9 protein-coding genes and 1 pseudogene are annotated in these 10896 nt (G+C 70.3%); 7 read left to right on the forward strand and 3 right to left on the reverse strand.

All coding sequences use genetic code 11. From position 1 onward, the window contains the following. Positions 1-107: 107 nt before the first annotated feature. From PV734_RS15560 to PV734_RS15570, 3 genes are all read left to right on the forward strand, one after another. Positions 108-449 carry a YnfA family protein gene (locus PV734_RS15560; protein WP_319090658.1) on the forward strand — a complete coding sequence of 114 codons (342 nt, stop codon included), beginning with the start codon at positions 108-110 and terminating at the stop codon, positions 447-449. A 176-nt stretch (positions 450-625) separates the two neighbouring features. Further along, the gene (locus PV734_RS15565) at positions 626-1402 is read left to right on the forward strand and encodes an SDR family NAD(P)-dependent oxidoreductase (RefSeq protein ID WP_319289887.1); all 777 of its coding nucleotides are present in this window, start codon (positions 626-628) and stop codon (positions 1400-1402) included. Continuing rightward, entirely contained in the window at positions 1399-1611 is a 213-nt protein-coding gene (locus tag PV734_RS15570; RefSeq protein WP_415924210.1) for a hypothetical protein, read from the forward strand. Before PV734_RS15565 ends, PV734_RS15570 begins: the two co-directional genes overlap by 4 nt. Positions 1612-1630: 19 nt before the next feature. Here PV734_RS15570 and PV734_RS15575 read toward each other — a convergent pair whose 3' ends face one another. Next, complete coding sequence (locus PV734_RS15575; protein ID WP_319289889.1) at positions 1631-2824, reverse strand: RtcB family protein; 1194 nt, start codon at positions 2822-2824, stop codon at positions 1631-1633. Between the two features lie 216 nt (positions 2825-3040). Here PV734_RS15575 and PV734_RS15580 point away from each other — a divergent pair, with 216 nt between their 5' ends. The 3 genes from PV734_RS15580 (at position 3041) to PV734_RS15590 (ending at position 6505) form a co-directional block, all read left to right on the forward strand. Then, complete coding sequence (locus PV734_RS15580; RefSeq protein ID WP_319289891.1) at positions 3041-3883, forward strand: DUF3558 domain-containing protein; 843 nt, start codon at positions 3041-3043, stop codon at positions 3881-3883. Positions 3884-4020: 137 nt separating this feature from the next. Continuing rightward, positions 4021-4971, forward strand: a complete 951-nt coding sequence (locus PV734_RS15585) for a DUF3558 domain-containing protein (protein ID WP_319289893.1) — start codon at positions 4021-4023, stop codon at positions 4969-4971. Positions 4972-5050: 79 nt separating this feature from the next. Continuing rightward, on the forward strand, positions 5051-6505 hold the full coding sequence (locus tag PV734_RS15590; RefSeq protein WP_319090663.1) for a DUF2637 domain-containing protein: 1455 nt from the start codon (positions 5051-5053) through the stop codon (positions 6503-6505). Between the two features lie 95 nt (positions 6506-6600). On the opposite strand, the gene PV734_RS15595 is transcribed toward PV734_RS15590, so the two are convergent. Beyond that, a complete protein-coding gene (locus PV734_RS15595) occupies positions 6601-8814 on the reverse strand; it encodes a trypsin-like serine protease (protein WP_319289895.1) in 2214 nt (737 codons plus the stop codon). A gap of 62 nt (positions 8815-8876) precedes the next feature. Next, complete coding sequence (locus PV734_RS15600) at positions 8877-9404, reverse strand: hypothetical protein (RefSeq protein ID WP_319289897.1); 528 nt, start codon at positions 9402-9404, stop codon at positions 8877-8879. Positions 9405-9931: 527 nt separating this feature from the next. On the opposite strand from PV734_RS15600, the pseudogene PV734_RS15605 reads away from it, so the two are divergent. Then, positions 9932-10896, forward strand: a pseudogene (locus PV734_RS15605) (ALF repeat-containing protein); the annotation flags it as partial.

Genomic DNA, 10896 nt, shown 5'->3' on the forward strand with positions numbered 1-10896 from the left:
GCCGAAGACCGCCGAAGACAAAGACCGTCGAAACGATGTATCCCACCTGCCGCGCACAGCAGGCGCCCTCCAACAGGTGACGCCGGGCCACATGCCAAGCTGCCCCCATGTCGTCGTCGATCCTCCGCTCCGTAGTCCTGTTCGTCGTGGCCGCACTGTTCGAGATCGGCGGCGCCTGGCTCGTCTGGCAGGGCGTACGGGAGCACCGCGGCTGGGTGTGGATCGGCGCGGGCACGCTGGCCCTGGGCGCGTACGGGTTCGTCGCCACCCTCCAGCCCGATGCGGAGTTCGGCCGCATCCTGGCCGCGTACGGCGGTGTCTTCGTCGCCGGCTCACTGGCCTGGGGCATGGCGGCGGACGGCTACCGCCCGGACCGCTGGGACGTGACGGGCGCGCTGATCTGCCTCGCCGGCATGGCCGTGATCATGTACGCCCCGCGAGGCGACTGACGGGACCCGACGGAGCCGGACCCAGCTGGACGGAGCCGCAGCCGGCCCTCTGAGGGTGGACGGAGCCTGACGGGGGCCGACAGCACCGGCCCACCCTCCGGACACCCCGCCGCCCACTCCCGCCGCCTGCCTATCCTGGGCAGCGCAAGCACCCCGCGCACCCGAGGAGCAGTCCCATGGCCGCCGCCGCCCCGTCCGCCGCCTCCCGCATCGCCGTGATCACCGGCGCGAGCAGCGGTATCGGCGCCGCGACGGCCCGACGGCTCGCCGCCGCCGGCTACCGCGTCGTCCTGACGGCCCGCCGCAAGGACCGGATCGAGGCGCTGGCCGAGGAGATCAACGCGACGGGCGGCCAGGCCGCGGCGTACCCCCTGGACGTCACCGACCGCACGGCGGTGGACGAGTTCGCGAGCGCGTTCAAAACGATCGGCGTGCTCGTCAACAACGCGGGCGGAGCGCTCGGCGCCGACCCGGTGGCCACCGGCGACCCGGCCGACTGGCGGCAGATGTACGAGACGAACGTCATCGGCACCCTCAACCTCACCCAGGCCCTCCTCCCGGCCCTGACAGCGAGCGGCGACGGCACGATCGTGGTCGTCTCCTCCACCGCCGGGCACGGCACGTACGAGGGCGGCGGTGGCTACGTCGCCGCCAAGCACGGCACCCACGTCCTCGCCGAGACACTCCGCCTGGAGATCGTCGGCACCCCGGTCCGGGTCATCGAGATCGCGCCGGGCATGGTCAAGACGGACGAGTTCGCCCTGACCCGCTTCTCCGGCGACACGGACAAGGCGGCCAAGGTCTACGAGGGCGTGGCCGAGCCCCTCACCGCCGACGACGTGGCCGAAACGATCACCTGGACGGTCACCCGCCCGAGCCACGTCAACATCGACCTCCTGGTCCTGCGCCCCCGCGCCCAGGCATCGAACACGAAGGTGCACCGGGACGCGTGATGACGGACCCGGCGGAGGACACGAACAAGGCGAAGGACACGAACGCCGGGGCCGAGGCCGGCAACGAGGCCAGGGACCAGGAGCAACGGCTCCTGGCCCTGGAGAAGAAACGCGAACGGTACGTCTGGTACTACCTCGCGTACTTCCTCTTCGGCATCCACCTCGTGGCGTTCGTGATGATCTACGCGGTGAAGCACGCCCCCAAATAGGCGATCCGCGTCAGGCGCGTCAGCCCTTCACGCAGACAACCTGCTTCAGCTTCGCCACGACCTCCACCAGGTCCCGCTGCTGGTCGATGACCTGCTCGATCGGCTTGTACGCGGCAGGAATCTCGTCCACGACCCCGGAGTCCTTGCGGCACTCCACGCCCCGCGTCTGCTCCTCCAGGTCCTTGGTCGAGAAGCGCCGCTTGGCCGCGTTGCGGCTCATGCGCCGACCGGCGCCGTGGGACGCCGAGTTGAAGGCCTTCTCGTTGCCGAGACCCTTCACGATGTACGAACCCGTGCCCATGGAGCCCGGGATGATCCCGTACTCGCCGGAGCCGGCCCGGATCGCCCCCTTACGGGTGACGAGGAGGTCCATGCCCTCGTACCTCTCCTCGGAGACGTAGTTGTGGTGAGCACTGATCTCCGGTTCGAAGGTCGGCTTCGCCTTCCGGAACTCCTTGCCGATCACGTCCTTCAGCAGCGCCATCATGATCGAACGGTTGTACTTCGCGTACTCCTGCGCCCAGAAGAGGTCGTTGCGGTAGGCGGCCATCTGCGGGGTGTCCGCGATGAAGACGGCGAGGTCCCGATCGACGAGCCCCTGGTTGTGGGGCAGCTTGTGGGCCACGCCGATGTGGAAGTCGGCCAGTTCCTTACCGATGTTGCGAGAACCGGAGTGCAGCATCAGCCAGACAGAACCGGTCGTATCCGTGCATACTTCGACGAAGTGATTACCACTTCCGAGCGTTCCTATCTGCTTCGTGGCCCGCTCCTGACGGAATTTGACCGCCTCCGCGATCCCGTCGAACCGCCCCCAGAAGTCGTCCCACCCCCCGGTCGCGAACCCGTGCAGCCGCCCCGGGTCGACGGGGCTGTCGTGCATCCCCCGCCCCACCGGAATCGCCTCCTCGACCTTCGACCGCAGCCGGGACAGGTCACCCGGCAGGTCGTTCGCCGTGAGCGACGTCCTGACGGCGGACATCCCGCAGCCGATGTCGACCCCGACCGCCGCCGGGCACACCGCACCCTGCATCGCGATGACCGACCCGACCGTCGCCCCCTTGCCGAAGTGGACGTCCGGCATGACGGCGAGGCCCTTGATCCACGGCAGCGTCGACACGTTCCGCAGCTGCTGCATCGCGACGTCCTCGACGGACGCGGGGTCGGCCCACATACGGATGGGCACCCGCGCGCCCGGCACTTCCACGTACGACATATCGTCCTCATTCCCCCGGAAAACCAACAGAAGTCCCAAATCGCAAAACCGGCGCCAAGGTCAACGAAAGGGATGCCGGACCGGCGAACACGGTGGTGCGTGCGATAGACATTGTCTGCCGGTGAGGCCCCTGTGCGGCAAGCGATTAAGCAGCGGGGACACTGGTGCGAGCACCGCCCCACAAAGATCGTCCGCATCGTCGAGAGGAACCTGACCGTGCAGCGGAAGGCCTACGTACCCGGCGTCGCCGCCCTCCTCGCGGCGCTGCTGGCCGGCTGCACCGGCACCTCGGGCGGGGGTGACACCGCCGAGGACTCCAAGCCCGGCGACACCGGCACCACGGCCCCCGCGGCCCAGCCCGGCCGGTACCTGACGCTCCCCGAGCCCTGCGCCGCGGTCGGCCAGGACGCCCTCGACTCGATGCTGCCCGGCATCAAGGAGATCGCGGACAAGGACCAGCGCGAGCAGGCGTACGCGGGCGAGTCGACCCTCACGTACAACACGGACCGGAAGGTCGGCTGCCGCTGGAAGGTGGAGTCCACGGACGCCACCGACCATCTCCTCGTCGACTTCGAACGGGTCGTGTCCTACGACAACTCCGTGAGCGACGACAGCGAGGCGACGGACCTCTTCGCGACCAAGGTGGTCGCCGCCGACCTTCCCGCGCCCGTCGTCTCCACCACCGCCACACCCACCGCGTCCGCGTCCCCTTCCTCTTCCTCCACCTCCGCCGCCGACCCCACCGGCGCGGCCTCGGCCGCCGCCTCCCCGTCGTCCTCCGCCTCCCCGGGCACCGACACCGACGCCGAGTCCGCAGCCGCCCTCCAGCCCCGCGTCCTCGACGGCCTCGGCGACGAGGCGTTCATCGACGACGCGCTGAGCGGCGCCGGTTCAACGGCCCAGCAGCGGACGGTAACTGTGGCGTTCCGCACGTCCAACGTGATCGTGACCATCGAGTACGTCGAGCAGCCGACGACGTCGGGCACGGTGCCGGACAGCAAGGAAATGCAGGACAGGGCACAGAAACTGGCCTCCCGGCTCGCCGGCGCGTTCAACTGAGCGACGGTCCGAACCCCGTCGTACCGTCCGTCCGGAAAGGGCGTGAAGCAGGACCGCACTCCCCCCTCACCGCGTACCGTGGCCCCTTCGGACCCGATCCGACCGCAGGAACCGAGAGCCGCAGGAACCACAGCGCGATGAGTGAAGGAACCATGCACCGACCCGCACAGCGAGACCAGCGCAGCCGGACCGCCGTAGTGACGACGAAGCGACGGCAGCACGCCCTCGCAGCCCTCGCCGCCGTCCCCGTCCTCCTCCTGGCGGCCGTCGGCTGCTCCTCCGACTCGGGATCCGGCTCCGGGTCGGGATCGGGTTCCGCCGACAACGCGGCGAAGACGACGGAGCCCGGTGCGGGCGAGACGGTGAGCGCGTCGCCGACCGTGCAGGCGGCGGCGTACCAGAAGCTTCCCGAGCCGTGCGCGGTGCTGTCGACGAAGACGCTGAAGGAACTGGTCCCCAAGGGCGTGAAGTCGGGCAAGGAGGGGTCGTCCAACGACACCACCACGCGCGGCAGTTGCTCCTGGACGAGCCTCGTCAACAACGGCGTGAAGGGCTCCCAGTTCCGCTGGCTGAACGTGTCGCTGCTGCGCTTCGAGTCGACCGCGTCGCGCGGTTCCGGCAACGACCTGGCGCAGAAGTACTACGAGAGCCAGGTGCAGGACGCCCAGTCGGCGGCGGGCGCGAAGAACGTCAGCTCGGCGCCGGTGACCGGGGCGGGGGACGACGCGACGTCGGTGCGCTACGACCTGAAGAAGAAGGAAGGCGCCTTCCGCCAGCAGACGGTGGTGGTCCGGGTCGAGAACGTCGTCGTGACCCTCGACTACAACGGTGCCGGGCTCGCGGGCGAGAAGACGCCGAGCGCGGACAGTCTGGCGAAGGCAGCGGTGAAGGCGGTCAAGGAGGCCGTCACGAAGGTGTCGTCGGAGAACGGCGAGGGTGGCGCTGCCACCCCGGATCCCGCCAACTCCCCGAGCGCGTCGGCGAGTTCGTCGGCGAAGCCGAGCGCGTCCCCGTCGAAGTCGGCGACCGGGTCGGCCACGAAGGCACCTTCCTCGTCCGCGTCCCCCTCAGCGTCGAAGAAGAACTGACCTTGTCTCGGCAACACGCACGCCGCACACATGTGCCACCCTGTTGCGCGCAACAACACGCACAGGGAGGGGAGTACGGGTGGCCGCGCCACTGCAGCTGACACGAATGCACCGGGTTCTCATCGGCGTGGTCGTCGCCGGTGCGGTCGTCATCGCCGGGATCGGCTTCGCGGGGTCGTACGCCGCCGTCCGCGAACTGGCCCTCAAGAAGGGCTTCGGGAACTTCAGCTACGTCTTCCCGATCGGCATCGACGCGGGTATCTGCGTCCTGCTCGCCCTGGACCTCCTTCTCACCTGGATCCGGATCCCGTTCCCGCTGCTGCGCCAGACGGCGTGGCTGCTGACGATGGCGACGATCGCGTTCAACGGCGCGGCGGCCTGGCCGGACCCGCTGGGCGTCGGCATGCACGCCGTCATCCCGGTCCTTTTCGTGGTCTCCGTGGAGGCGGCCCGGCACGCCATCGGCCGCATGGCCGACATCACCGCCGACAAGCACATGGAAGGCGTCCGCCTCACCCGCTGGCTCCTCTCCCCCGTGCCGACGTTCCTTCTCTGGCGCCGGATGAAGCTGTGGGAGCTGCGCTCCTACGACCAGGTCATCAAGCTGGAGCAGGAACGTCTCGTCTACCAGGCCCGCCTGCAGGCCCGCTTCGGCCGGGCCTGGCGGCGCAAGGCCCCGGTGGAGTCCCTGATGCCCCTGCGCCTGGCCCGCTACGGCGTCCCGCTCGCGGAGACGGCACCCTCGGGCCTGGCGGCGGCGGGCATCGAGCCCGCTTTGCTGCCACCGGCTCCGCAGCCCGCCCTGGAGCCGGCCGAAGCGAGCGCGAGCGGCCGTACCACCCCGGAGGCGGCACCCGCCGTGCTGGAGGCGGCCACGCCGGCCAAGGGGGCCCCTGCCGCCCAGGAGCAGCAGCCCCCCGCGCCCGAGGGCGCGCAGGGCGCACCCGCCGAGCCCCAGAACCCGTGGCTGCAGGCGCGGGACCCCCGGGCCATCGCGTACCAGGGCGGCTACGACCCGACGTTCAACCCGGATACCGCGGACGCCCAGTGGTACGAGGAGCAGCAGCGGGCCGAGCAGTACGAGCAGTACGAGGCCCAGCAACAGTTCGAAGCCCAGCGGCAGTTCGAGGAGCAGCAGCGCTTCGACGAGCAACGGTTCGACGAGCAGCGGTTCGAGCAGCGGATGTTCCGGCAGCAGTTCGAGGAGTCGGCGGTGCCCGCTCCCGAACCCGCCCCGGAAGCCTTTGCGGAGCCCTCTCCGGAGGACACCGGCACCTTCCCCATCCCGGCCGGCCCGGGCCGCACCCGTGAGATGGGGGCGGGCGGCGGCACCCCGGAGCCGACACCGACCGAGGAGGACTACTACATGGTCTTCAAGAAGTCGATAGACGGCAGCTACCCGACCTCGGGCCAGTTCAGGGGCGATGTGGAAGCCACGTACGGCACCAAGCTCCCGCAACGCGAGGCCGACCGCATGGTCAACCGCTTCACCAACCGCCACACGGCGGAACTCCAGGACGACCACATCGCGTAGGCCGCCTACGTTCTTCCGACCGTACGCAGGACGGGGCGCCCGGAGTTCACCGGGCGCCCCGTCCTCGTCTCGGTCGGTCAGCCGGTCAGCCGGTCCTAGCGTGCCGCGTATCCGAAGCGGTCACCGGCGGCGGGGAGGCCGCCTGTGCCGGGCTGGTATGTGGTGACCGCGGCCACGGCGCCTCCGGCGGTCACGTTGGAGTGGGGCAGGGCGTACAGGGTGCCGTAGGTGCTGGGGCCGAGGGGCATGCCCACGTACAGCTTGGTGCCGGTGTAGTGGATGCTGCTGCCGAGCTGCTGGCCGGCGGCGGGGGTGCCGGGGATGCCGTCGCCGTCGCCCACCTCCAGCCAGCGGTCGTTGGCGCCGGGGGCGCCCAGAAGCGAGAAGGTGTGCACGGCTCCGGCGTTGGCGGCAGTGCCGACGGCCTCGTTGGGGTCACCGACGGCCAGCTTCATCGTCGCCGTGGTGCTGACGGCGCGCGGGGCGGTGTTGATGGCGGACAGGGTGACGCCCATACGGTCGCCGGCCTCGGCGCCGCCACTGACGTCGTCGTCGGCGGTGCCCTGGTTGATGCCGTACAGCTGGGTGTAGGTGCCTGCGGCGGCTATGCGGAAGGTCAGGACGGTGCCGGTGTCGGCCTTGGCGACGCCGTCGATGTCGAGGTCCTCACCGGGGGTGCCGACCGCGAGGATCGACTCGGTGGCGCTCGCCGCGCCGGAGGGCCGGTACGGGGCGAGGGCCAGGGAGTAACCGAACTGGTCGCCGGCCTCGGCGCCGCCGGAGACGGTGTCGAGGTCCTGGTCGAGGCCGAACCTCGGCGTGGGCAGGCCCGCGGAGGTCAGCGTGTGGGAGAAGACGGCCAGGTTGCCGGCGCCCGCGTCGGTGCCGATGGCCTCGCCGGGTGCTCCGACGGCGAAGAAGTTGGTGTCGGCCGCGACGGCGCCGCCGAAGCCGTCGTTGGCCTCCGCCGCACCGGGAACGTCGGTGCTGTCCTGGTGGACGACGATGTTGGTGCCGCCGTGGATGTAGAAGGCCTCGCCGGCCTTGGCCGCGCCGTTGACGGTCTCGCCGGGCGCGCCGGCCACGATGAAGGGCTCGCCGTTGGCGGTGACGCCGGCGGCGATCGAGTCACCGAGGCGGTCGCCGGCCTGGGGCGTACCGGCCTTGAGGGAGCCGGTGCCGGCGCCCTCCTCGAAGTGGGTGCTCTTCTTGGTGCCGGTGCCGAGGCCGCCGGGGGCGCCGTGCAGGATGTCGACCGAACCGGTGTCGTCGGGGCTGCCGATGTCCTCGGCGGGGGTGCCGACGACCAGGTCGGTGCAGCCGTCCTCGTCGTAGTCGACGGTGGCGAGGGACTCGCCGAACCAGTCGCTGGCCTCGGAGGTGCCGGAGACCCAGTCGAGGTTCTGGTTGATCTCGGCGGTGCCCTTGCCGCCGCCGTACACGATCCGGACGACGCCCGCGGCGGCGACGGTGCCGACGGTGGCGCGCGGGTCGGAGACGGCGATGTCCTCGACGCCGTCGCAGTTGAAGTCGGTGACGCGTACGGCGCCGGTCTTGGAGTTCACCCAGGAGGCGAGGTCGTCGACGCGGGTGGCGATGCCGCCGGTGCGGGTCTCGGCGGCGTCGATGCCGAAGCAGCCGCCCTGGTAGGACCGGCTGCTCAGCGCGGCCAGCTGGGCGGTGCCGTCGACCGTGCGCACCAGGGGCCCGCCGGTGTCGCCCATGCAGGCCGCCGCGCCGTTCTTGCCGGTGACCGTGGCGTTGGTGGCGGTGGACGCGTCCACGGAGAAGGCGCCGGTGTGCAGGTTGAGCGGCGCCCACTCGGTGGTGCTGCGGCCGAACCCGGCGAGGGTGAGTTCCTCACCGGCGGTGGGCGCGGCGGTGGCCAGCGCGAGGGGGGTGACGTTGGTGACCGGGCGGTTCAGCCGGGCCAGCACCGCGTCGCGGTCGGTACGGGGGACGAGCTCGACGATCTCGCGGACGGCGCCGCCGGTGCCGGTCAGGTCGGAGCGGCCGATGGTCGCGGTGGTCGTGAGGGCCGGCTTGCCGGCGGGCACGGTGAGCCCGGCGGCCGGGTCGGCGACGAAGCAGCTGGCGGCGGTGAGCAGCCATTCCCGGTCGACGAGGACACCGGAGCAGCCGCGGTCGTGGTCTCCGACGGTGACCTGCGCGGTGTAGGCGTAGGTGGTGGTGGCCGCGGGGACGGCGGGGCCGGTGACGGCGCCGGCGGAGCCCGCGGCGAGCGCGGCGGACCCCAGGGTCAGGGTGGCGGCCAGTGCGGCGAGGCGCACGGGTCTGGTGTGTCGCATGAAGTCAGTCCTTAGAAGGGTGGCTCAGGCAGGCAGGTCGGGCGACGGGCGTCGGCCGGGTGCTACTTGGAGGTCCTGATCTCCACGAGCACGTGGGCGCGGCCTTCGGGGTCGGCGCTCTCGCCGACGGCCTGCCAGCTGTCCGCGGGTACGTCGACGGAGGTCTCCTCGGTACCGACGGTCAGGTCGAGTTCCGTCTCGTGCGCGCTGGTCTTCACTCCGTAGACGGCGGGGATCTCCAGGGCCAGCCGGCCGCTGTCGCCGGTGACGGAGAAACAGACCTTGGTGTTGACGCGGGAGTAGACCTCCAGTTGGCCGGTCCCGGCGGCGCAGGTGGCGAGGAGGATGCGGCCGTCGCCGCGCTTGAGGGTGATGCCCTGCTCCGCGAGGATCTTGTCCGCGTTCGGGTAGTCGTAGTTCTCGACCGCGTACCCCGGGGCCTCGTCGGCGACGGCTTCGACGGATGTGCCGGCGGTCGCCTGGCCGCCCGTCGCCACGAACCAGGCCAGGGCGCCCGCGGCCACGGATGCGGCCAGGGTGCGTCTGACGAGGCGTCCGGTTCTCGACGCGGTGGTGCTGTTTTCCTTCATCGCAGTCCTCACGGATCGTGAAATGGGCGTGAAAGCTGCGGAGCACCGAGGTCCGCATATTTTTCGGAGAATTGTGCGCAGCGAAAATGAGCATGCCTGCGGAATCACCCCCGTTCAGATCCGCAACTTCACGTATACAAATCCGTTCGCCAGAAGTCTGTCCACAAGAAAAAGCTCGTAAATAGGGCAGTCACAGCAACCATCCCGTGACCTGCGTCACCTTGCCGGAAGGTTGTTCCATCAATTGTGCCCATTCAGAAAAGAAACGATCTCTGGATTATAACGTTCCGGTTTCCAATTCCCTGGAAACCTGTTTGCACATTGCTATTGACCACGCAAAGCGTCGTCCGTACCTTCGAACCGGCAACTCTCCAACAGGCCCTCCAAGAAAGCGCGTTGGGGAGCCATGTCATGTTCTTTGATCCCGCATCCCATGCGGAATCCGGCACGGATTCCCATACGGAAGGACGCACCCTTTGTCAGCGTCATTGTGGAGCAGACGCCGAATACTCACGAGCGTCGCCGGTGTGGCCACGGTCCCCGTGCTGCCGTCGATCCTCACCCTGACCGCCACTCCGGCCTACGCCGCCGACATCATCGACACCGGCCTGCCGGCCACCGACCGGGGAAAGGCGGTGTGGGCCTACAAGACAGGCGGCCAGGCCGCCCGCGAATCCGCGGCGATCGCCCTCGCCGGCTCGACCGCGGCCGTGTCCGCCTTCCTCACCGGCGAACTGCCCGCGGCGACCGCCGAGGACAACCGCTTCGGTCTCCTCTCCAGCCTCTCCTATGCCGGGAAATCCACCCGTGAGTCGGCCGAGACCGCGTTGTCGGCGGGGGACGCCGCGATCGCCGGCTATCTGCTCGACGGCTACAACACGCCCCTGACGACGGACCTGCGGGTCGCGGTGTTCACCGTCCTGAACAACAGCGGCACCGCGGTGAAGCGGGAGGCCAACAAGGCGCTGAACCTCGGCACCCAGGCGGCCCTGCGGAAGTTCCTCACACAGGGCCAGTACACGGCCCAGCAGGAGGACGAGCAGGTCGAGGTCTTCAGCATCCTCAGCACCGCCTCCCCCCAGGTGAAGCTGTACGCGCAGCGCGCCCTGGACGAGGGCACACCCGAGGCGATCCACCAGTTCCTGGCCTCCGGCCAGTTCATCGCCCGGGCCCGGGACGAAGAGGCCGCGACGATCGACCAGTTGGTGGCGGTCGTGGAACGCGAGGGCAAGCAGGCCCAGCTCAAGACGGAGCAGGCCGTCTCGGCCTCCGACCGCGCGCAGGAGGCGGCGGAGAAGGCCAAGGCCTCCGCGCTGGAGGCGGCGGACGAGGCACGCGCCGCCCAGCAGGACGTCCGTAAGTCGGCCGCCGCCGCGAACAAGGCCGCGAGCGCCGCACGAGGGGCCGCCTCCGCCGCCAACACGGCGATCGGCGCCGCCCGCACCGCGCAGTCCGCCGCCGGCCGCGCCGCCCAGGCGGCGACGGCCGCCGC

The organism is Streptomyces sp. AK08-02 (assembly GCF_033795085.1).
GTDB lineage: Bacteria > Actinomycetota > Actinomycetes > Streptomycetales > Streptomycetaceae > Streptomyces > Streptomyces echiniscabiei.